The organism is Haloarcula sp. 1CSR25-25, from assembly GCF_032027985.1.
Lineage (GTDB): Archaea > Halobacteriota > Halobacteria > Halobacteriales > Haloarculaceae > Haloarcula.
Genome location: NZ_JAHYBW010000001.1, coordinates 288957 through 309749, shown reverse-complemented (window position 1 = coordinate 309749; position 20793 = coordinate 288957). Strand labels below are relative to the sequence as shown.

At 62.8% G+C, this 20793-nt stretch carries 17 protein-coding genes; 12 read left to right on the top strand and 5 right to left on the bottom strand.

What is annotated here, in order from left to right:
• Positions 1 to 56: 56 nt before the first annotated feature.
• Positions 57 to 1562 (bottom strand): CoA-acylating methylmalonate-semialdehyde dehydrogenase, encoded by a 1506-nt coding sequence (locus KZ498_RS01380; protein ID WP_312616172.1) that lies wholly within the window; start codon positions 1560 to 1562, stop codon positions 57 to 59.
• Between the two features lie 91 nt (positions 1563 to 1653).
• Between KZ498_RS01380 and KZ498_RS01375 the strand changes: the two genes are divergently transcribed.
• The gene (locus KZ498_RS01375; RefSeq protein WP_312616170.1) at positions 1654 to 2439 is read left to right on the top strand and encodes a glucose 1-dehydrogenase; all 786 of its coding nucleotides are present in this window, start codon (positions 1654 to 1656) and stop codon (positions 2437 to 2439) included.
• A 74-nt stretch (positions 2440 to 2513) separates the two neighbouring features.
• On the top strand, positions 2514 to 3668 hold the full coding sequence (gene iolM, locus KZ498_RS01370) for a scyllo-inosose 3-dehydrogenase (protein ID WP_312616168.1): 1155 nt from the start codon (positions 2514 to 2516) through the stop codon (positions 3666 to 3668).
• 182 nt (positions 3669 to 3850) lie between these two features.
• On the opposite strand, the gene KZ498_RS01365 is transcribed toward iolM, so the two are convergent.
• Together KZ498_RS01365 and KZ498_RS01360 are read right to left on the bottom strand one after the other, a co-directional pair.
• A complete protein-coding gene (locus KZ498_RS01365; protein WP_312616166.1) occupies positions 3851 to 5590 on the bottom strand; it encodes a thiamine pyrophosphate-binding protein in 1740 nt (579 codons plus the stop codon).
• A gap of 49 nt (positions 5591 to 5639) precedes the next feature.
• Entirely contained in the window at positions 5640 to 6617 is a 978-nt protein-coding gene (locus KZ498_RS01360) for a TIGR03557 family F420-dependent LLM class oxidoreductase (protein WP_312616165.1), read from the bottom strand.
• A gap of 588 nt (positions 6618 to 7205) precedes the next feature.
• On the opposite strand from KZ498_RS01360, the gene KZ498_RS01355 reads away from it, so the two are divergent.
• The 10 genes from KZ498_RS01355 (at position 7206) to KZ498_RS01310 (ending at position 18428) form a co-directional block, all read left to right on the top strand.
• A complete protein-coding gene (locus KZ498_RS01355) occupies positions 7206 to 7970 on the top strand; it encodes an IclR family transcriptional regulator (protein ID WP_312616164.1) in 765 nt (254 codons plus the stop codon).
• A gap of 687 nt (positions 7971 to 8657) precedes the next feature.
• Complete coding sequence (locus KZ498_RS01350; protein WP_312616162.1) at positions 8658 to 9440, top strand: SDR family oxidoreductase; 783 nt, start codon at positions 8658 to 8660, stop codon at positions 9438 to 9440.
• Between the two features lie 61 nt (positions 9441 to 9501).
• Positions 9502 to 10341, top strand: coding sequence for a fructose-1,6-bisphosphate aldolase (locus tag KZ498_RS01345; RefSeq protein ID WP_312616160.1), 840 nt, complete (start codon positions 9502 to 9504; stop codon positions 10339 to 10341).
• Positions 10342 to 10416: 75 nt separating this feature from the next.
• Complete coding sequence (glpR, locus tag KZ498_RS01340) at positions 10417 to 11184, top strand: HTH-type transcriptional regulator GlpR (RefSeq protein WP_312616159.1); 768 nt, start codon at positions 10417 to 10419, stop codon at positions 11182 to 11184.
• Between the two features lie 316 nt (positions 11185 to 11500).
• Positions 11501 to 12967, top strand: a complete 1467-nt coding sequence (locus tag KZ498_RS01335; RefSeq protein WP_312616157.1) for a substrate-binding domain-containing protein — start codon at positions 11501 to 11503, stop codon at positions 12965 to 12967.
• A gap of 43 nt (positions 12968 to 13010) precedes the next feature.
• Complete coding sequence (locus KZ498_RS01330; RefSeq protein WP_312616155.1) at positions 13011 to 13943, top strand: sugar ABC transporter permease; 933 nt, start codon at positions 13011 to 13013, stop codon at positions 13941 to 13943.
• Positions 13943 to 14827 carry a carbohydrate ABC transporter permease gene (locus KZ498_RS01325; protein WP_312616154.1) on the top strand — a complete coding sequence of 295 codons (885 nt, stop codon included), beginning with the start codon at positions 13943 to 13945 and terminating at the stop codon, positions 14825 to 14827. Before KZ498_RS01330 ends, KZ498_RS01325 begins: the two co-directional genes overlap by 1 nt.
• An 85-nt stretch (positions 14828 to 14912) precedes the next feature.
• Positions 14913 to 16085 carry an ABC transporter ATP-binding protein gene (locus KZ498_RS01320; protein ID WP_312616152.1) on the top strand — a complete coding sequence of 391 codons (1173 nt, stop codon included), beginning with the start codon at positions 14913 to 14915 and terminating at the stop codon, positions 16083 to 16085.
• Between the two features lie 304 nt (positions 16086 to 16389).
• Entirely contained in the window at positions 16390 to 17418 is a 1029-nt protein-coding gene (locus KZ498_RS01315) for a zinc-dependent alcohol dehydrogenase family protein (protein WP_312616151.1), read from the top strand.
• A gap of 311 nt (positions 17419 to 17729) precedes the next feature.
• Complete coding sequence (locus KZ498_RS01310) at positions 17730 to 18428, top strand: cyclase family protein (protein ID WP_312616149.1); 699 nt, start codon at positions 17730 to 17732, stop codon at positions 18426 to 18428.
• A 54-nt stretch (positions 18429 to 18482) separates the two neighbouring features.
• Here the strand turns inward: KZ498_RS01310 and pdxA are convergent, their stop codons facing one another.
• Both pdxA and KZ498_RS01300 read right to left on the bottom strand, forming a co-directional pair.
• The gene (pdxA, locus tag KZ498_RS01305) at positions 18483 to 19478 is read right to left on the bottom strand and encodes a 4-hydroxythreonine-4-phosphate dehydrogenase PdxA (RefSeq protein ID WP_312616147.1); all 996 of its coding nucleotides are present in this window, start codon (positions 19476 to 19478) and stop codon (positions 18483 to 18485) included.
• The gene (locus tag KZ498_RS01300) at positions 19471 to 20739 is read right to left on the bottom strand and encodes a four-carbon acid sugar kinase family protein (RefSeq protein ID WP_312616145.1); all 1269 of its coding nucleotides are present in this window, start codon (positions 20737 to 20739) and stop codon (positions 19471 to 19473) included. The genes pdxA and KZ498_RS01300 overlap by 8 nt, the downstream gene beginning before the upstream one ends.
• Positions 20740 to 20793 lie beyond the last annotated feature (54 nt).

The window sequence follows — 20793 nt, the reverse complement described above, 5'->3', positions numbered from 1 at the left end:
TACGAACCGTGAAAACCGCCGACAGCGGGCGTACAGCGAGGCTGGGACCGAGGCCTTCAGTTGTTGCTGTACCAGCGCTGGATCTCGATTGTCTTGTCGGTGTAGAAGCTCACCGCGTCCTCGCCCTGGGCGTGCAGGTCCCCGAAGAACGACCCCTTCCGACCGCCGAAGTGGAAGAAGCCCATCGGGGCACAGACGCCGATGTTGATGCCGATGTTGCCGGCGTCGACCTCGTAGCGGTACTTGCGGGCCTCGGCGCCGTTCTCGGTGTACAGCGAGGAGGCGTTGCCGTACTCGGTGCTGTTTACCATCTCGATTGCCTCGTCCAAGTCCTCGGCCTTTGCCATGGCCATCACCGGGCCGAAGATCTCGGTCTGTGTGATGTCCATGTCGGTCGTGACGTTCTCGAGAAGCGTCGGGCCGAGGAAGTTCCCGTCGGGATAGTCCGGATGTTCGAAGTCACGGCCGTCCACGACGAGGTCAGCGCCCGCCTCGACGGCGTCGTCTACCATCTGGGTGACCCGTTCTGCGGACTCGCCCGTGATGAGCGGCCCGACGTCGGTGTCCTCCTCGAGGCCGTTGCCGACCGTCAGGCTGTCGACGTCGTCCAGAATCCCCTCGCGCAGGTCGTCATAGACGTCGCCGACGCCGACGACGACGTCGTTGGCGAGACAGCGCTGGCCGGCGTTGCCGTACACCGAGCCGATGATGTTGGGCACGGCCTCCTCGAGTTCGGCGTCCGGCGTGACGACGGCGTAGTTCTTCGCGCCGCCCTGTGCCTGGACGCGCTTGCCGTGTTTCGCGGCCGTCTCGTAGATGTGCTGGGCGACCGGGGTCGAGCCGACGAACGAGACGCCGGCGATGTCCTCGTGTTCCAGCAGCGTGTTGACCGTGTCGGCGCCGCCGTTGACGAGGTTGACGATGCCGTCCGGGAAGCCCGCGGCGTCGACGGCCTCGAAGATGAGCTGTGAACTGAGCGGGACCTTCTCGCTGGGTTTGAGGATGAAGGCGTTGCCGGTCGCGACGGCGTAGGGCAGGAACCACAGCGGAATCATGGCCGGGAAGTTGAACGGCGTGATGGCGGTGAACACCCCGAGCGGTTGCCGAACGGCGTGTTCGTCCGTGTTCGTCGCCACGCCTTCGACGTTGCCGCTCCCCTCCCGAAGCATGTTCGGGATACCGGCCGCGACTTCGACGTTCTCGATTCCGCGACGGATCTCCCCGCGGGCCTCGCCGAGCGTCTTGCCGTGCTCGCGAGTGAGGGCCTGTGCGATGGCCTCCTGTCTGTCTTCGAGTTCCCGCTTGAGATCGAAGAGGTACTGGACGCGCTCGACGGGCGAGGTGGCCCGCCACTCTTCGAACGCCTCGCTGGCTGTCTGGACGGCCTCGTCTACGGTCGCCTGGTCCGAGAACGTCGTCTCCGCCAACGTCTCGTTCGTTGCTGGGTTGAGCACCGGCTGGCCGTCGTCACCCTCGACTGTGACCCACTCGCCACCGACGTAGTTCCGGACGGTGTCAGGTACTGCAGTCACCGCTGGTGACTGCTCTTGCTTGCTTGTCATACATGGGCAATGTCTACACCGAGCTACATAGATGTTGCGCACGAGGTCGGTGAATCGGCTGATTTATCTGTTGGGAACCGGACTAAGAGATATGGGACAGACCAGCTTCGCATACGGCGAGGAGACTGTCATCGTCACCGGCGGTAGCTCCGGTATCGGTCGCGCAATCGCGCTTGCGTTCGGCGACGCCGGGGCGACGGTGCTGAATGCCGACATCGACGCCGAACCGAAAGACACCGACGCCGACCGACCGACGCACGACGCCATCGAAGCCGCGGGCGGTACGGCCGAGTACGTCGAGACGGACGTTTCGGACCCGGACGCTATCGCGGCAGTCGTCGAGGCCGCCCGTGATTACGGCGGCGTCGACGTCATGGTGAACAACGCCGGGTGGTTCACCCGTGGTGACTTCCTGTCCGTGGACCCGGACACTTTTGAGACCATCCACGGCATCAACACGAACGGCGTGTTCTTCGGCACACAGGCGGCTGCCGCAGATATGCGCGACAGGGGTGACGGCGGCGTGATTGTCAACATCGCCTCGATTAGTTCGACCCTCGCACAGGCGGACCAGGTTCCATACGATTCTACGAAAGGAGCCATCCGCATGATAACCCGCGGCGCAGCACTCGAACTCGCCGACCACGACATCCGGGTCAACGCAGTCGCGCCGGGCCACATCGCCACGGAGTTCGGTGCCGGTGCGGAAAAGAAGGAAGCGTCCATCGCATCCGGGGACCTGATGAAGCGGATTCCGCTCGACCGGGCGGGATACCCCGAGGACATCGCGCCGACCGTCCTCTTCCTGGCGAGCGAACAGGCCGACTACGTGACCGGGGAGATGGTGTACGTCGACGGCGGCTGGCAGACGTTCTAGACTGTCCAATCGCCCACGGGCGGCAACGCGGTGACCCCCTACAATTATTACGTGGTGGATTCTCCTTATCAACGATGCGAGCACTCGAAATCGACGCGGAGTGGAGTCCGCGCCCCGACTACGACCTGTCTGACGACGAACGACAGCGCCACCGGGCGATGAACTCCGCACAGGTCTGGAAAAACCCGGAACTGAGCATCGAAGACCGCGAGCGGCCCGAACCGGCGGCGGACGAGGTACTGGTCCGCGTGAAGTACGCCGGTGTCTGCGGCAGCGACGTCTCGATGATCGAGACAGACGACGACGGGTACATGCACTACTCGGCATACACTCGGTTCCCCACCGTCACTGGGCACGAGTTCTCCGGAGCGGTCGTTGAAACGGGCGCAGACGCCGATCTCTTCGACGTCGGCGAACCGGTCACCGCGGAGGTGACCGACTACTGCGCCCGCTGCCAGATGTGCCGACAGGGTTTCCACGGCCACTGCGAGAACTTCGAGCAGATCGGGTTCACGATGGACGGTGCGTTCGCCGAGTACGTCACGGTCCCCGAGAAGATCTGCTGGAGCGTCGCGTCGCTCGAACGGACCTACGACGACGAAGACGAGCTCTACCGGGCGGCGGCGACGGTCGAGCCGAGCACGATCTGCTACTACGGCCTCTTCGGGCGGGCAGAGGGCATCTGGCCCGGAGACTACCACGTCTACCACGGCGCCGGCCCCATCGGACTCACCGGGATGAACGTCTCGCGCGCGGCCGGTGCGGCGAAGGTGATCGCCTTCGAACCCTCGGATCAGCGCCGCAAGATCGCCCGTGATCTCGGGTTCGAACACGTCTACAATCCGATCGAGGTCGACCCGGTCGAGACGGTCCAGCGAGTCACCCACGGTGAAGGCGCCGATGTCCACGTCGAGACGAGCGGTGCCGTCTCCCAGACCTATCCGGTCATCGAAGACACGTTAGCCGAACGCGCGAACGTGGTCCACATCAGTAACGCCGGCTCCGACCCGGAGATAGCGCTCCGGAAGTACCAGGGAAACAGTGCCCAGCTGTACGGATCTGAGGGCCATACCGGGCAACAGGTGTTCCCGAGAGTCATCCGTCTGATGGCGAGCGGCCAGCTCGACAACCGGTCGATGGTGACGTCGACCTTCTCGCTTGACAACGCCGACGACGCCCTCAGGCAGGCCGCCAAGCGCGTCGACGGCAAAGTCCTGATCGAGATGTGAGACGTCGCGGTATCGCGGCTCGCCGTATTGCCGGTGGCGCTGATAAACGGTGATGACGACTCCCGGCGTCGCCTGCCTCGTTCTCGGCTCCCGAACTATTGAACTCGATTGTGCCGATATCGGCCCCAGTAGCCTCTTGAGCGACGCCCTCCGAACGAATGGATACCCAGAAATAGCGTCCGTTACTTTTCGAGGTCGGCGAGGTCCCACTTGCCGGTGATGATGGCCCCGGAGTCGGGATTGTCGGATTCGACGACGGCCTCGACGATTGCCGGGCCGTCGTGGGCGATGGCGGCTTCGAGGACGTCGTCGAGGTTTTCGGGCTTGATGACGCGTTCGGCGAACTCGACGCTGAAGCCCTCGGCCATCGACATGAAGTCGATATCCGTCTCTTCGTTGAACTCCGTGTTCAGTACGCGGTCCCAGCCGTACTTGTCGACCTGCAGGTTCCGGATGGACTTCCAGCCGTGATTGTTGACGATAAGGAACGTGACGTCGATGTCGTGTTCGACCGCACACGCGACTTCCTGGTTGCACATCATGAAGCTCCCGTCGCCCTCGACGTCGACGACCGGGCTATCGGGTTTGGCAAGCTTGGCACCGATTGCGGCGGAAACACCGAAGCCCATCGTCGAGAACCCGCCACAGGAGATGTTCGTTCGCGGCTCGTAAACGGGGAACTCCGGGTTGACCGTTTCCTGTGGCTGTCCGGCGCTCGAGACGACCACCCCGTCACGCGGGAGCACATTACGGAGACTGGCGACGGCTCGAGAGATACTCATCGGGACGTCGTCGTCGGTCCACCGCTCCTCGACCATCGCCTCCCACTCCGCCCACAGCTCCTGCATCTCGTCGTAGTACTCGTTGTCCTCGACCGTGACGGGGTCCATGCGTTCCCGCAGTTCCTCGGTGATCTGACGTGTGACGACTTTCGCGTCGCCCTGGATACCCACTTCGACCGGGAAGTTCTTCCCGATTTCCTGGGGGTCGATGTCGACGTGGATCAGCTTGCTCGGGGGAATATCGAAGCTGACACCGTCTTCGAACGAGGACGTGTGCATGTCTGTAAACCGGCACCCGACGGCGAGAATCACGTCGGCGTTCGACACCAGTTCGTTCCCGGCAGTCGACCCGATCCAGCCGGCGAAGCCGACGTACAGTGGGTGGTCCTCGGGGATGATGCCTTTCGCCTGGAACGTCGGACTCACCGGCGCCTGGAGGTGCTCGGCGAGTTCCTGCACCTCGTCCCAGGCCTCCGCGAGCATCGTCCCACCGCCGGGAACGATGACCGGTCGCTCTGCCGCTTCCAGAAGTTTTGCGGCGTCCGAGACGGTCCGTGGGTCCCCGCCCGGGCGACTGTGTGGCCGCGACTGGGTTGGCTCGGGCAGGTCCACGTCGGCGACCGCGCCCTGGACGTCCATTGGCACGTCGACGTGGACGGGGCCGGGGCGACCGGACAGTGCGGTCTGGAACGCGCGTCGGAGGACACGCGGTAGGTGTTCGATGTCGCGGACCTCGAAGCTCTGTTTCGTGACCGGTTCCATCACACTCGGGAAGTCACCCGGCTTCTGGCGTTCGATCTCCTGTAAGATTCCTTGCCCGTATTCGTGGGTCTGGGGCGCGCCAGTGAAGATTATCATCGGGATCGAGTCGACGTATGCCGTCGCCGCCCCGGTGACCGTGTTTGTCGCACCCGGCCCGATGGAGGTGAACACGGCGAGCGGTTCACCACTGGCGCGAGCGTAGCCGTCCGCCAGGTGGGTTGCACCCTGCTCGTGGCGTGGTTGAATCACGTCCACGTCGGAGTCGTTGAACGCGTCGAGCAGGTTCGTGCTCCCGTGACCCGGGATTCCGACGAGGTACTCGACGCCCTCCTTTTCGAGATACTTGGCGATCATCTCGCCACCAGTCAGTTTTGTCATCTCGTTCGGATTGATGGATGCGCGGTTTGTTAAATATTCCCCCCGCCGGTCAAAGCGACGGAATGACCTCGTCGCCCATCACTTCAAACAGCCTCTCCGGGTCGGGGCTCGTGTTTCCCAGCGCGATGCGGTCGAACCCCATCTCGACATACTCCTCGAGTTGGGCAGCTATCTCGCTGGGGTCGTCGGCGATAAGGAACTTCTCTTCGACCTGCTCGGGTGTCGCCTTCTCCCCCTCTTTTTCTATCTGCTTGGGATTGGCCATCGCCCGGTCGAACACGTTCTGCGTCGTTGCCCACCACGGCCGTGTCGCCTCGCGGGCGCGCTCACGGTCGTCGTCGTAGGACGCGATCACGAGCAACGTCGTTTCGATGCTCTCGGGGTCGCGTCCCGCCTCCTCGGCATAGCGACGGATTGCGGGGTACATCCGCTCGGTGTACTCCTCACCGGTCTTGACAGTGATGAACCCGTCACCGTAGGCACCGGTGAGTGACGCCGTACTCGGCCCGTTAGCGGCGATTTGGACCTCCGGTCGCTCGTCCGGCATCGTGTAGAGCCGAGCGTCGTCGACTTCGTAGTGTTCGCCCTCGTAGTTGTAGAAGCCCTCGTTCTCCCAGAGACCGTGGATTATCTCCAGGGTCTCCTCTAGCCGATCGCGCCGCACCGGATAGTCGGGCCATTCGTGACCCATCGGCTTCTCGTTCATCGCCTCTCCGGTGGACAGACCGAGGATCACGCGTTCGTCGTGCATCTCTTGCAGCGTGGCGAACGCCTGTGCCATAAGTGCCGGATGGTAGTGTTCGCCTGCGGGTGTGACACAGGTCCCGATCGGGACGTCGATTCGCTCGGTCGCCGCGCCCAGCCAGGACCAGGCGAACCCTGCCTCAGCGTTCGTGTGGAACCACGGGTGGAAATGGTCCGATGTCCACACCAGGTCGTAGCCGTTCGCGGCCGCAAGCTCGGAGTATTCGAGGAGCTGAGATGGGCTGTACTGCTCCTGATGGGCCATGTAGTCGATACGTACCATCGTAGGTAGAACATGTAGAGTCCACCTCTTAGCGTTTTCCCCGTTGACAACGGTGGTGTTTAGTTTAGCAATGACGACCGCAGAGAGCCAGAAAGCCCCGCCTGGCTGAACTCGGGGGCCTCGCTGCGGTCCTCACTGCGTTGCGGTCCTTGCGTCGTCCGCCATCGTTCAGCCAGCCGCCCCTTTCAATCCCACCTCTAGCCGGTTGGGGAAGCTATGCTGGGTGGGATTGAAAGGGGCCGCGTTCTCAGCGAACCCCGGCGAAGTAAGCACCCGCTGGAGCGCAGCGAGCCGCGGGAGCTGAGAACGCGGGGGCTTTCTGGCTGTTCTTGACTTCTATCCACTAACTAAACACTGCCTTGACAACTCACACCGGTGGTCTGTGTCGGCGTCTCGGGCGTTCGCCTCTCCCGAACGGGGTCAGCGGTCTCGATAGAGGTGCCCGCTCTCAAACCGGACCTGCCGTTCTCTGGCTGTGTATTCTGCGTTCGACAGGCGCGTCGAGTGTGAGTGTTCGGCTCTCGCGAACCACCTCGCACGTTCGGCGATAACGAACACATTTATTACAGTTGCCCGGCATGATACACTATGGCACAACAAAGCGGGTCACGGACCGTGGAGGCCGTCCAGACATCCCTGGACATTATCGACCTCCTGAAAGAGCGGGAGGGCGCAGGCGTGACAGAGATCGCCGAGGAGCTGGACCTCTCCAAGGGGACCGTTCACGGACACATTGCCACGCTGGCAGAGAACGAGTACATCGTCAAAAACGACGAGACGTACCGCCTCAGCCTCCGGCATCTAGAACTCGGGGAGACGGTCAAAGAGAGGCTCCAGATATACGACGTTGTCACTGCAGAACTAGACGACCTGGCTGAGGAATGTGGCGAACTGGCTCAGTTCGCAATGGAGGAACACGGGAAAGCCGTCTACATCTACAAGGCCAGCGGTAACAACGCTGTCCAGACTGCCTCGTCGGCCGGTCGACGGGAATACATGCACTGTATCTCGCTTGGCAAAGCGATGATGGCACACATGTCCCAGGAGCGAGTTGCGTCGATCATTGACAGACATGGCCTTCCCGAATACACCGAGAATACAATCACGTCTCGGGAGGCGTTGTTCGATGAACTGGAGGCTATCGAAGAGCGGGGATACGCCTTCGACAGGCAGGAGAAGATTATGGGACTACGTTGTGTGGCCGCGCCTGTAACGACTAACGGTGAGGTCGTTGGGGCAATAAGCATCTCCGGTCCAGCTAGCCGATTCGAGGGAGAGCGGTACGAAGAGGACCTGCCGTCGATGATCACACGGTCGGCCAACGTCATAGAAATCAATTCACAGTTCTCGTAAACTGCCCGCGAGGCCCGTTCGCTGCTCCCGAACGAACCGGATCTATCCTGTACTGAAATCTTCATTTTGGTCGCCCGTGGGTTCCTGGCGGAATGCATCCACATAACACATGTACAGTCGTTATGTGTCTCAGGCACCTATCACCGTGGTCAGCGTGGGACCTGTTCAGTAAACCGAGCCAAAGTGCAGGCGGTGGACTCTGGAACGTGTCGTGGATAGCCGTAACATATGTACGCCTGTTATAGAATTCAACGATATATCACTGTCGCCGGTACTGCGTGCCGCGTGTGAGCACCGACTCAGCGAACCGAACGACATCGCGACCTGTCCCGGAGTCACGCGACGAAATCTCTGATCCGCTTCGTGGACAGGAGGGTGGGGCCTGGGCAAAATGAGCAGATTTGATACTTAATCCTGCAGAATAATACTTAAATTAGCAAAATAAACGTCAAAAGATTCCACAATCCCAGAGGATTATTGATGCTTAATCCGGCTGAGAGTGCCGTTGCGAGCCATGTCACTTGGTACCAATGCTCTATTCCGGTAGTGTATTCACCCATTTAGAATGCTAATTAATGATAATCAGCAAGAAATGATTGGAAACGGGAGTTCCGTTTCACGCAGTGGTTCGTAATCCCTCTACCCCTCCCCAAATCTTTAACATGTATCCTGACAGAGTGGGGGACGATGCCAGACTACAGCTCAGATTTCGACGGGGACACCGTCGTGGTCACCGGTGCGACCTCCGGAATCGGACGAGAAATCGCCATCAGATTCGCGAACGCGGGGGCTACGGTCCTCAACGCAGACATCGAATCCGAGCCCAAAGACGCCGACACCCCGACACACGAGTACATCCGCGACCAGGGCGGGACGGCCGAGTTCGTTCAGACAGATGTCTCGGAGGCGGACGACGTTCGTGCAGTCGTCGATCACGCCGGCGAGTACGGTGGTGTCGACGTGATGGTGAACAACGCGGGACTGTTCATCGGTGGGAGTCTCCTCGATGTCAGCGAATCCGAGTTCGAGAAGATACACCAGGTCAACGCCAAAGGAGTGTTCTTCGGCTGCCAGGCCGCGGCACAGGACATGATCGACCGCGGGACCGAGGGCGCAATCGTCAACACGGCCTCGATCAGTTCGTTCGTGGCCCAGCGCGATCAGATACAGTACGACTCGACGAAGGCCGCGGTGAAGATGATCACCCGCGGTGCAGCGCTCGAACTGGCGGACCACGACATCCGGGTGAACGCAATCGGCCCCGGACAGATCGCGACCGAGTTCATCGACGGCTGGTCCGAGGACGCCCCCGAAGCGGCGGCGAAGGACGACCTCATCAAACCGGTTCCCGCCGGACGTGCGGGCACACCGGAGGACGTTGCCGGTGCTGCCCTCTATCTCGCCAGCGACGACGCTGCGTACGTGACTGGGGAGGTACTGATGGTCGACGGCGGGTGGCGAATCATATGACTGCCCTCGACCGACAGGCGAATAATTATATAGATGCATCCACAGGATTCAATCGGAGCCAATGAGTACAGAGCAACTCCTCGATACCCCATCGGGGAACGCAGTCGTTGTAGCACTAGATCACGGACTGAGCCTCGGATCGCCTGACGGATTCCACAACCCGGACGAAACACTCGACAAAGTGCTGGCCGGAGAGCCGGACGCAGTGCTCGTCGGGCCGCATTTCGCTCGTCACTATCAGGACCGTCTGCAGGAAGCGGGCGTCGACGTTGTCCTCACCGCTGACGTCGTGACGTGGTCGACCAGCCCGGGCCGGGACGACGGCGAAGACCTCTGGACGCCGGCCTTCGACGCGGAGTTCCTCGAGGAACTCGACCCCGTCGGAGTCAAGGTCGTCCTCGTGTTCGGCCGTGACGATAACGAGACCTTCCGGAAGAACGTCGAATACATCGGCGAACTCGCCGAGGACCTTCGCGGCACCGGTATCCCACTGGTCGTCGAGCCGGTCATGTGGGGCGAACGGATCCCGGACCAGCTGGAGACGGACGCCGACTACGTGGCTGATGCGATGCGGATGGGCTGGGAGTTCGGCGCTGACATCCTCAAGGCGCCGTACACAGGCAGTGTCGAATCGTTCGAGCCTCTCGTGGAGAATTCGCCGGTCCCCGTGATGATTCTCGGCGGGGCAGCCACCGGCACCACCCGGGCGATGCTCGAATCGGTCGAGGGCTCGATGGAGGCGGGCGCACGCGGACTGATGATCGGCCGCACGATCTGGAAGTCCGACGATCCGGAGCGAACAGTCTCCGCGCTCGTCGACATCGTCCACGAGGGCGCGTCCGTCGAGGAGGCGTGGGACGAAGCGGAGCCAGCCGCCGTCACAAGCGGGCGAGAAGACTAAATACGAGTCGCCGTTACGCCTCGGCATGCAAACCGTACCGGTGCACGGAACGAACGAGTCTTCGGGGGCTGTCCCGTGACGACCCCAGAACAGCGCCGCCGGTCCATCACGGAACTAGTCACAAAGCACGGTAGCCTTTCGGTCGAGGAACTGGCCACCCGTCTCGACGTGTCAGAATCGACCATCCGCCGCGACCTTCGCGACCTCGCCGATCGAAACCTCGTCGAGCGAACGCACGGCGGCGTCGCCCCGATGACGAACGTGGGCATTGAACGGTCGTTCAATCGGCGCCTCATCCAGCACCTGGAACGCAAACAGGCAATCGCCGACCGAGCCGCCGAGGAAATCTCCGAAGGACACGTCGTGTACTTCGACGCCGGGACGACCACGATGCAGGTCGCGAAGATGGTCCCGGACGATGACTCGACTATCGCTGTCACGAGCTCCCCCATGCTGGTGCTCGAACTGTCGAAATCGGACGGCACGGTGAAAATGACCGGCGGGGAGTACCGAAACGAGACCAAAGCGCTCGTCGGGCCGACGACCGAGGACTACATCCGCAACTCCAACTTCGACCTTGCCTTTATCGGCGTCAACGGTATCGAGCCCGACGGCATGCTGTCGGCACCGAACGAGTCCGAAGCGAAGATCAAACAGCTCGTCGTCGAACACTCGGCGCGGACTGTCGTCGTCACCACCACGGAGAAGTTCGACGAGCAGAGTTTCCGCCGATTCGGGTCGATCGAGGATATCGACCTCCTCATCACCGACGAACGTGTGCCCGACGACTACCGCGACCTGTTCGACGACACAGAGCTCGTGGAAAACGTATTCCACGACTGAGGTGTGGAGCTCTCCTCCGGTCCCTACGTGGTGGGTCAGCCTCGAAAGGTGTGATTGAACATCGAGCGAGTTACTGGAGCCCGTCACTGACACCTACTGAGTGCCACACCGGTTCAGGCGACCGTTCCCGCTGAAACGGCGATTTCTGGCATGACCACCAACAAACTCACGGCCTCAGCGCTCTCGCCTGTGGAGACAGAATCAAGCCGCTAACCCCTTCGCTGACCGTTCCACGTGTCTCTGATTTCGTAATAGGACTGTTAGATGAAAAGGATTAAATATTATAGTCTCGAAATCGGGTACGAGGCCGTTAAACATGCCCAACGATACTAATCGACGGACCTTCTTGAAAGCGTCCGGTGCGGCAAGTACAGGAATTCTCGCTGCCCTTGCGGGATGTACAAGGGGCGGTGACGGTGGCTCGAATGGTGGTACCTCGGGTGACGGTTCCGGTGGCGGTTCGAGTGACGGTAGCTCGGGTGACGGTTCCGGTGACGGCGGCTCCAGCAACGAACTCGCCATCCCACTCAGCGAGTACGACAGTGCGGACATCGACTGGCAGCAGTACGACGGCTCGTCGATCAACATCGGTGCTGTCCAGCACCCCTGGGTCGACGCCATCAAACCCGCGATTCCCGTCTTCGAGGAACTCACCGGGATTACGGTCAACTGGAACATCCTTCCGGAACAGCAGTTCCGAACCAAGCGCCAGACAGACGCCAGTACTGGTGCCGGACAGTTCGACGTCTTCTTCATGGACCAGGTCGTCAACCAGTTCCGCGAGGAGGGGTGGCTCCAGCCGCTTGACCCGTATTTCAACGACGGAAGCCTCTACGACGAGAACTTCTACAAGCCAAACGACCTCTTCGAAGCGTCCCGCTGGCAGGCCCACGGCGGGGGCTACAGCGACAACTGGACCGGCCTGCCGATCACCGTCGAGGTCCAGACCCAGTTCTACCGACAGGACCTCTATGACAAACACGGCCTGGAGGTCGCCGAAACCTGGCAACAGCACCGAGAGAACGCCAAGGTCATCCACGAAGAGGAGTCCGACATCGTCGGCACGGCCGGACGTGGCCAGAAGGGCTACGGGATGAACATCTACATCCTGAACACGCTCCTCCGCCAGAAGGGGACCAGCCTCTGGAGCGAGTTCCCGACCGACTCCGGGCTCGACACCCAGGGCGTCATCGAAGCCGCGGAGTGGTACAGCAAACTGCTGCAGGACTACGGACCGGATGGCGCGTCGAGCCAGACCTGGTCGGACGTCCAGGCGACCATGGCGGAGGGCCGCGCCGGCCACATCGTCGCCGACGCCAACATGTTCTGGGGCGGACTGACCAACGACGAGTCCAGCGTCGCCGACACCGTCCGCATCGCGAAGGTGCCCAAACCCGAGGGCGGGTCGCTCTCGCCCAACGCGTTCAACTGGCAGATCTCGACGTCGAAAAACGCCCAGAACTCCGAGCAGGGCTTCCTGTTCATGCTCTGGGCGACGTCCCCACCGACCGACCTCTGGATGAACACCGAAAGCAGCGGTGTGTTCTCCGTGCGCCAGTCCGTCTGGGAGAACGACGACTACCGTTCGAAAGTCGGCGAGGACTACGCACAGGTCTCGCTCGAATCCCTGCAGGAGGCCGCGCCGGACCCCTTCGACCGGAAGTATCCCCAGTGGGGACAGCGCTACTCCGAGGAACTCCAGCGGGCCATCGCCGGCCAGAAGTCCGCCGAGGACGCGATGACCCAGGCCGCATCGGTTGCCGAAGACATCTACAGCGGGTAAGGCCGAGAGACAAACCGTACCGGCCTAATTTTCACATACATTCATGAGTACACCCACACAAACGGAAACGACAAACAAGCAGGGTCTCGCCAGGTTGAGCGACCTCTGGAACGAGTACCTCCCGTACTGGTTCATCGCACCGATGGTGGCAGTGATGGTGATGATCACCTTCTTCCCCGGTGCCTACGACCTGTATCTCAGCCTGATCGCGGAGCCGACGCTGAATATCTTCCAGGCGGAGTTCGTCGGCCTGAGCAACTACCAGACGGCGTTTACCCGCGGCGGCGCGGTTCACTCGTTCGTCATCACGATCACCGTCGTCGTCAGTGCGTTGCTCCTGGAGAGCCTTCTCGGGTTCTTCCTGGCCGCGCTCGTCGCTGGTGTCGACGCCGGTCGAACGAAGTCGTTCTACCGGGTGCTGTTCATCATTCCGATGGCCGTCGCACCCGTCTCGCTCGCGACCATCGGCCGGATTATGCTGAACACTGAAATCGGCATCATCCCGTACGTGATCAACACCGCGACGCCGTTTACCGCCCCCGCGTTCCTCTCGGAGATTCCCCTGCTGACGGTGATTCTCCTGGATACGTGGAACTGGACGCCGTTCATGTTCATCATCTTCTACGCCGGCCTCTCGTCGGTGCCGAAAACGCTTATCGAGGCCTCACGGGTCGACGGGGCGCCGCTGTGGCGCCGGTACATCCACGTCATCATTCCCTACATGAAGCCGGTGGTGTTCGTCGCGACGCTGATTCGGCTTATCGACCTGTTCCGCACCTTCGGTGTGGTGTACGGGCTCACGAACGGCGGTCCGGGGACGGCGACCCAGCTCGTGAGCATCAACATCTACGAACAGATGTTCATCAACAACCAGATGGGCGTGGCTGCCGCCATCGCAGTCGTCTACCTGGTCTTCGTCATCGCGATTGCGAACATCGTCATCGCGAAGGTCGGCTTCGAGGGGGTGTGGGACTGATGGCGACCCAGGACACGGCGGTCGACTCCGCGACGGGCTCGCAGTGGATCGACAAGGACACGCGGGAGACGATCGTCACGGTCGTTCGGCACACGATTTTGCTGACGTGGTCGTTCATCGTGTTGTTCCCGCTGTACTGGCTGGCTTCGATGTCGCTGAAGCCGCCGGGAACGGCGAACTCGCTGCCGCCGGAGTGGATTTTCCTGCCGACGGTGTACAACTACATCCAGTTGATACAGGACTCGGGGTTCGTCGAGGCGTTCGCCAACAGCCTGGTGATGGTGTCGGCGTCGGTCGTTCTGGTGCTGTTGATCGGCGTGCCGGCGGCGTACGTGCTCTCGCGGTACGACATCCCGATGGAGCGGGACATCCTCGTGTGGATTCTCTCCTCGCGGATGCTGCCGCCGATTGCCGTCGTGCTGCCCTTCTTCATCATCTTCCGGGAGCTGAATCTGTTCGACACGCGGATCGGGATGGTGCTGATGTACGTGAGTATCAACCTCTCGCTGGTGGTGTGGGTGATGAAGGCGTTCTTCGACGGCATCCCCGAGACCTTGGAGGAGGCGGCCCGTGTCGACGGGGCGACCCAGTTCCAGGGCTTTACGAAGGTGGTGCTGCCGGCGGCCAAGCCGGGAATCTTCTCGGTGGCGATCATCAGCTTCATCTTCGCGTGGATAGAGCTGCTGTTCGGGCTGGTGCTGACGAGTTTCGAGGCGGTGCCGGTGACGCTGTTCGTCTACTCGTTCATCGGCTCGCGGTCGATCGAGTGGGGGATGCTCGCGGCCGCCTCGACGGCGATGATCGTGCCGGTCGTGATCTTCCTGATTGCGGTCAACAAGTACCTCGCGGCCGGGCTCAGCTTCGGCGTGGTGATCAAAGAATGACCGCGCCGTCCCCGCCACGACGGGTATCGCTCGCGAACCAGGCCCCTGCGGTGGGCATAAATAGCCGCACATTGGAGGAAAACTAATGGCAAAGATCACAATCGACGACGTGACGAAGCGATTCGGTGAGAGCGACGAGTCGATCGTTGCGGTCGACGACGTCTCCCTGGACATCAACGACGGCGAGTTCGTCGTCTTCGTGGGTCCCTCGGGGAGCGGGAAGTCGACGCTGATGCGGATTGTCGCGGGACTGGAAACGCAAACTGAGGGCGACGTCCACATCGGCGACGCCGTGGTCAACCAGCTCGGTCCGCGGGCGCGGGACATCGCGATGGTGTTCCAGAACTACGCGCTGTACCCGAACATGACCGTCGAGGAGAACATGTCGTTCGGGTTGAAGATGTCGACGGAGATGTCCGCAGGCGAGATAGAAGAGACGGTCACCTCGGCGGCGGAGATGATGGACATCGGCGAACTGCTGGACAACAAGCCCGGGGAACTCTCGGGCGGGCAGCAACAGCGTGTCGCCCTGGGCCGTGCGATCGTCCGTGACCCGAACGTGTTCCTGATGGACGAGCCGCTGTCGAACCTGGACGCGAAGCTGCGGGCGGAGATGCGAACGGAAATCAACCGGCTCCAGAACGACCTGGACGTGACGACGCTGTATGTCACGCACGACCAGACGGAAGCGATGACGATGGGCGACCGGCTGGTCATCCTGAATTACGGGGAACTCCAGCAGGTGGGGACGCCGCTGGAATGTTTCTACCGGCCGGCCAACCAGTTCGTCGCGGGGTTCCTGGGGTCGCCGTCGATGAACTTCTTCGAAGGGGCGGTCGAGGGCGGGACCGTCCGCGCGGACGGCTTCGACTACGATCTGACCGAGCGGATGCAGTCCTCGGTCGGGGGCCGCAACGAGGTGGTCCTGGGTGTCCGTCCGGAGGACATGACGCTGCACGACCGGGCGAATACGAGCCACGAGTTCGAGGCCGTCGTGGACGTCGTGGAACCGATGGGGAGCATCTCCTACGTGTATCTCAAGGCGGAGTCACAGGGCCACGAGCAGACGTTCATCGTCGAGACGGACGGCCAGCGGCCGATCAGCGAGGGGGATACGGTCTACGTCGAGATTCCCGACGAGGACGTCCACCTGTTCGACGCGAAGTCCGGTGAGACGATCCACCAGCGGAAACTCGACGAGAAGGCCGAAACTGCGCTCGAAGAGCGGATGCAGACTGTCAGCAGTTCCTCGGACTGAACCGCCCTCTGTCCGTTCGTCTGGAGCAGTACCACAGTCCAGGCACGACCGTTCTCGACAGCTGTTGGCGTGTCGGCAAGCCGCGTGGCTTCGCCTGCCGGGTGTGCTATTTGTCGTACATCCGTGCCACTCCCCGAATCGTGGGGTGCGGTCCGCGTACGTGACTGACGTGTGTTCGGTAATCGGCAATGTCGTCCTGCAGTACGGTGATTCCGGGACTCATGCTTCCGACGCTTACCAGCCCTCTCGGGAGTTCGTCGGTATCTTTATACTTGGCCGAGACGACATCGCATACGATATTCCAATGAAAAGCGCAGTGCTAACCAACGAGAGGGAAGTCGAAGTTATGGATCGAGAGCGCCCGACGCCCGGCGATAAAGACGTAATCGTGGAAATCGGGGCCTGTGGCGTGTGTATGACTGATTATCACCTGTACCACGGGACATTCCCGGCAGACTTTCCGGTCGTTCCCGGCCACGAGAGCGCAGGGGAGGTCGTTGCCACTGGTGACGCAGTCACGAACTTCGAAACGGGTGATCGGGTCGCAATCTTCCCGGGGATTCCCTGCGGCGAATGCGACTTCTGCAAGGACGGAAAACACAACCTCTGTCAGGACACGGTGTCGATGGGGGGCGCGGGTGACGAAATCCTCGACGGCGCGTTCGCGGAGTACCTCCGTGCACCTGCCCAGTGCCTGCAGGACATCGGGGACCTCTCGTATTCAGAGGCCGCCTTCGCGGAACCGTTCGCGTGTTGCATCCACGGCGTCGACCGGGCAGACATAGAGACCGGTGACACCGTCGTGATTGTGGGTGCCGGCCCGATCGGCCTGCTTCTGCTCCAGGCGTTTCGGACGGACGGCGCGGGAACGGTCATCGTCTCCGAACCGATAGAGGGTCGCAGAGAGCTCGCGACCGACCTGGGGGCCGATCACGTCGTCGACCCAACGGAGCGGGCGCTCGCGGACCAGGTCGACGAACTGGTCGACCGGGTCGACGTCGCCGTCGAAGCCGTTGGCCTTCCGACGACAATCGAAGAAGCACACTCGATCACGTCTCCCGGTGGGACGACAGTCGTGTTCGGCGTGCCGCCACAGGACGAGACCGTCGAGATCGATCCGTTCGAGCTGTACTACCAAGAGCTCGAAATGGTCGGCGTGTTCGCGCTCACCCAGAACACGTTCTCGCGGGCGGTGAAACTCCTACAGGGCGACCGGATAGAGACAGAGGCGCTCATCACAGACGAATTCGACCTCGGCGGGATCCAGACCGCGTTCGACCAGATGGAGAACAACGAGGGACTGAAAAAGATGATCTACCCCAACGAGCGGTAACCGCCCGCGAGTCTGGCGGCGTGTTCGGGTGCGAAACTCCGAGTACACGCGGCCGGAACGGTCTGACAGGCTGCGTTCTGGGAACTGCCGCGGTCTTGACGACGCCGTCGGTAGCGTCTCGTGAACGCAGCCGACTGGTACCGCCGGCCGACAGCGAACCGCCGGTCACGGGAGAGCCCCTTGTCGTGGTGACGGGCCGTGTCGGCTCCGGGCCCTGATCTCACCGAGTCGCCCCCACGGCCGAACACGGGATTCATGTCGGCACCCCCGTGAGCACAATGTTTATGATTTCATGGACTGTCGGTTCTATCATGTTCGACTCAAACAGAGTCATCGAACTGTCCAACCCGATCCGCGAGCAGATTCCCGTGTGGCCGAGCTTCCCACCGGTCGAAATCGAACAGACGTCCATCGCCGCACGCGACGGATTCACGATGGAACGGTTCGAGATGCGGAGCCACACGGCGACCCACATCGACGCCCCGGCGCACTTCATTCCTGAGGGGAAAACCCTGGACGACTTCTCCATCGAGCGGTTCATGGGCGAAGGCGTCGTCATCGACCTCACACCGAAAGAGCCGGAGGAGCCGATCACCCGCGCCGACATCGAGGCCTACGAGTCGGAGATCCAGCCCGGTGACGTCCTCATGCTCCACACCGGCTGGGACGAGTACTACGGGCAGACGCCCGAGTACCTCTTCGAGTTCCCCTACCTGACCGGTGAGGCCGCCGAGTACATCGCCTCACTGGAACCGAAGGCGGTCGGAACCGAAGGGGCGAGCGTCGGCGGCTGGTACGACGAGGTTCCGGCCCACGAGCCATCGACCGACGTCCACCCGGCCGACTCACATCTCCCGCTGCTCGAAAACGAGATCATCCCCATCGAGGAACTGCGAAACCTCGACCAGGTTCTCGACGGCGCGGACAGCCGTCGGGCGAACTTCTTTTTCCCGCCGCTCAACGTCCAGGGGACCGGCGGGTGCTCGGTCCGTGCCTTCGCACTGGTGTAGTTCGTAGCGCGCGAGCCAGTGACGGACCCGAATCCCAGGACACAGAAACCGCGTCTACCGGGCGAGTCTGACGGCCGTCGACACCGCATCGATTATGCTCTGTTCGGAGGCGACCCCCTCCCCGGCGATGTCGAAGGCCGTGCCGTGGTCGACGCTCGTCCGGATGATCGGGAGTCCGATGGTGACGTTGACGCCGCTCACCGCGTCGCCGTCGCCGGTGAAGCCGAGCATCTTGATCGGGATGTGACCCTGGTCATGATACATGGAGACCACGCAGTCGAACTCACCCGAGGCGGCCCGGACGTAGACCGTGTCCGGCGGGAGGGGACCGGTCACGTCGACGCCCGTCTCGGCGACGCGGTCGACGGCCGGTTCGATGATGTCCGCTTCCTCGTCACCGAGGAGGCCGCCGTCGCTCGCGTGGGGATTCAACCCCGCGACGGCGACCGACGGGTCGTCGATGCCGAGGTCACGGAGCGCCTCGCCGGTCACGGCGATGGTCGACGCGACGTCGTCGACCTCGAGGTCACAGGCCTCCCGCAGCGGAACGTGCGTGCTGACGTGTGTCACTGTCAGGTCGTCCTCGATGAGCATCATCGAGTAGTCGTCGGTGTCGGTGTAGTCCGCGAGCATCCCCGTGTGGCCCGCGTACTCGCTGCCGGCCATCTTGGTCGCCTGTTTGTTGATCGGGGCGGTAGTCATCGCGTCGATGTCGCCGGCCTGTGCGAGTCGGATCGCCCGCTCGATGTACTCCAGGCTCGCCTCGCCGTTGGCCTGCGAGAGTTCGCCGTACTCGTGGTCCGAGACGTTGTCGAGGTCGATGACCGGGAGCACGTCGGGGTCGCCGTCCGCCTCGTCGGGCGAATCGACGCGGCGAACGGTCAGCCCGGGCGCGAACCGGTCGGCCGCGTCTTCCATGACGGCCGCGTCGCCGACGACGACGATGGTCGCCGACTCGACGAGGTCCGGGTACGATTTGACGATCACTTCGCTGCCGATTCCGGCAGGGTCACCCATAGTGACGCCTACAGTAGGGGCTCGTTCACTCATCACGAAGACCCAGACGACCGAGGGACTTAATTATTGCCTGCTGGTCTCCGAACCCACCCGCTTTCGTCACGGCGGCCGCCCCGTCGGCGGTCCCGCCCTCGACGGTCGCCAGCGGAATCCCGGGGGCGACGGCCTCGCCGGCCATGCGGAGCGCGGTCGTCTCGAGTTCCTCGAAGACCGCTCGCGCCGTTTCGCCGCCGGTGAGAAAGAGGTTCGACGCTCGGTCCGCGCCAACGACCTCGGCGGCCCCGCCCGCGAGCGCGTCCGTGACTCGACGCCGGACCGTTGGGCCGTCGACGCCGGCCCGCTCGCCGGCCGCCATCGCCCGGTCGACGTCATCGCGCGACTCGGCGCTGTGGAGCACTACCCCGCCGTGGTCGTCGATCACGGCCGCCCCACGGGCGGCCAGGTCGGCCCCGGCAGCAGACGGGTCGGTGACGGCTGTCTCGAGGTCGAGGAGTCGCCGCCAGTCCTCCGGGACCGCGTCGAGCTGTCCGAGCGTCTCCGGCGCGACGCTCCCCGCCGCGCCCACGACCGAGCGGCTCTGGTCGACGTCGATGCCGGCTCCGGACGGCGTTCCGGGGACGGCGACGTGGCGTGCGAGCCCGCCGCTTCCGACGTACAGACATCGCTCGGAGAGTGCCTGGGCCGCCGCGGCGAGCGTCTCGAGGTGACTGTCCGTGACGGCGTCGCAGGTGACGACGACCGGTCCGTCCGTCGAGACGAACGATTCGAAGGCCTCGTGGACGGCGTCTGTCCCGCGCGCGACGGTCTCGACGCCGATGGTCTCGACCGGGAACGCGCTCGACGCGAAGAACTCGGGGAGCGAGTCGTGTGTCGGCGGCCGCTCGTCGTCGTCGCCGGGCGGCGAGTCGGTCACCAGCTGGCCGTCGACGAGGTGGTATCCGCAGGCCGTCACGCGACCGTTGTCCGGGAACGCCGGCGCGACCACGACGAGGGCGGGGTCGACGGCTCGCGCCGCGGCGTCGACCTCCACCCGGACGTTCCCGCGAAGGGTCGAGTCGACCTTCTTGTAGACGACCGAGGCGTCGGTGGACTCGAGGACCGAGCGAACGCGCTCGCCGGCGACAGCGGGGTCCGCGTAGCGTGATTCGGTGTTGTACACGCTGACATCTCCCCCTGCCGTCGCGTCGGTCTGTGTGGAGAGCACGACCCGGGTGTCGTACTCCCGCGCCGCGAACTCGTGCCCGGTATCACAGCTCCCGGTCAGGTCGTCCGCGACGACGACACATCGTGTCATCGCGTGCCCTCCCCTCGCCGTCCACAGCGACTGTGCGTGACTGTAAAGCGACCG

Bases quoted from the DNA above. Each gene is read 5' to 3' on its own strand.
- KZ498_RS01300 (WP_312616145.1), bottom strand. From the start codon at position 20,739: ATGACACGATGTGTCGTCGTCGCGGACGACCTGACCGGGAGCTGTGAT.
- KZ498_RS01355 (WP_312616164.1), top strand. From the start codon at position 7,206: ATGGCACAACAAAGCGGGTCACGGACCGTGGAGGCCGTCCAGACATCC.
- iolM (WP_312616168.1), top strand. From the start codon at position 2,514: ATGCGAGCACTCGAAATCGACGCGGAGTGGAGTCCGCGCCCCGACTAC.
- KZ498_RS01375 (WP_312616170.1), top strand. From the start codon at position 1,654: ATGGGACAGACCAGCTTCGCATACGGCGAGGAGACTGTCATCGTCACC.
- KZ498_RS01360 (WP_312616165.1), bottom strand. From the start codon at position 6,617: ATGGTACGTATCGACTACATGGCCCATCAGGAGCAGTACAGCCCATCT.
- KZ498_RS01325 (WP_312616154.1), top strand. From the start codon at position 13,943: ATGGCGACCCAGGACACGGCGGTCGACTCCGCGACGGGCTCGCAGTGG.
- KZ498_RS01335 (WP_312616157.1), top strand. From the start codon at position 11,501: ATGCCCAACGATACTAATCGACGGACCTTCTTGAAAGCGTCCGGTGCG.
- KZ498_RS01320 (WP_312616152.1), top strand. From the start codon at position 14,913: ATGGCAAAGATCACAATCGACGACGTGACGAAGCGATTCGGTGAGAGC.
- KZ498_RS01315 (WP_312616151.1), top strand. From the start codon at position 16,390: ATGAAAAGCGCAGTGCTAACCAACGAGAGGGAAGTCGAAGTTATGGAT.
- KZ498_RS01345 (WP_312616160.1), top strand. From the start codon at position 9,502: ATGAGTACAGAGCAACTCCTCGATACCCCATCGGGGAACGCAGTCGTT.
- KZ498_RS01365 (WP_312616166.1), bottom strand. From the start codon at position 5,590: ATGACAAAACTGACTGGTGGCGAGATGATCGCCAAGTATCTCGAAAAG.
- KZ498_RS01380 (WP_312616172.1), bottom strand. From the start codon at position 1,562: ATGACAAGCAAGCAAGAGCAGTCACCAGCGGTGACTGCAGTACCTGAC.
- KZ498_RS01350 (WP_312616162.1), top strand. From the start codon at position 8,658: ATGCCAGACTACAGCTCAGATTTCGACGGGGACACCGTCGTGGTCACC.
- KZ498_RS01310 (WP_312616149.1), top strand. From the start codon at position 17,730: ATGTTCGACTCAAACAGAGTCATCGAACTGTCCAACCCGATCCGCGAG.
- KZ498_RS01330 (WP_312616155.1), top strand. From the start codon at position 13,011: ATGAGTACACCCACACAAACGGAAACGACAAACAAGCAGGGTCTCGCC.
- pdxA (WP_312616147.1), bottom strand. From the start codon at position 19,478: ATGAGTGAACGAGCCCCTACTGTAGGCGTCACTATGGGTGACCCTGCC.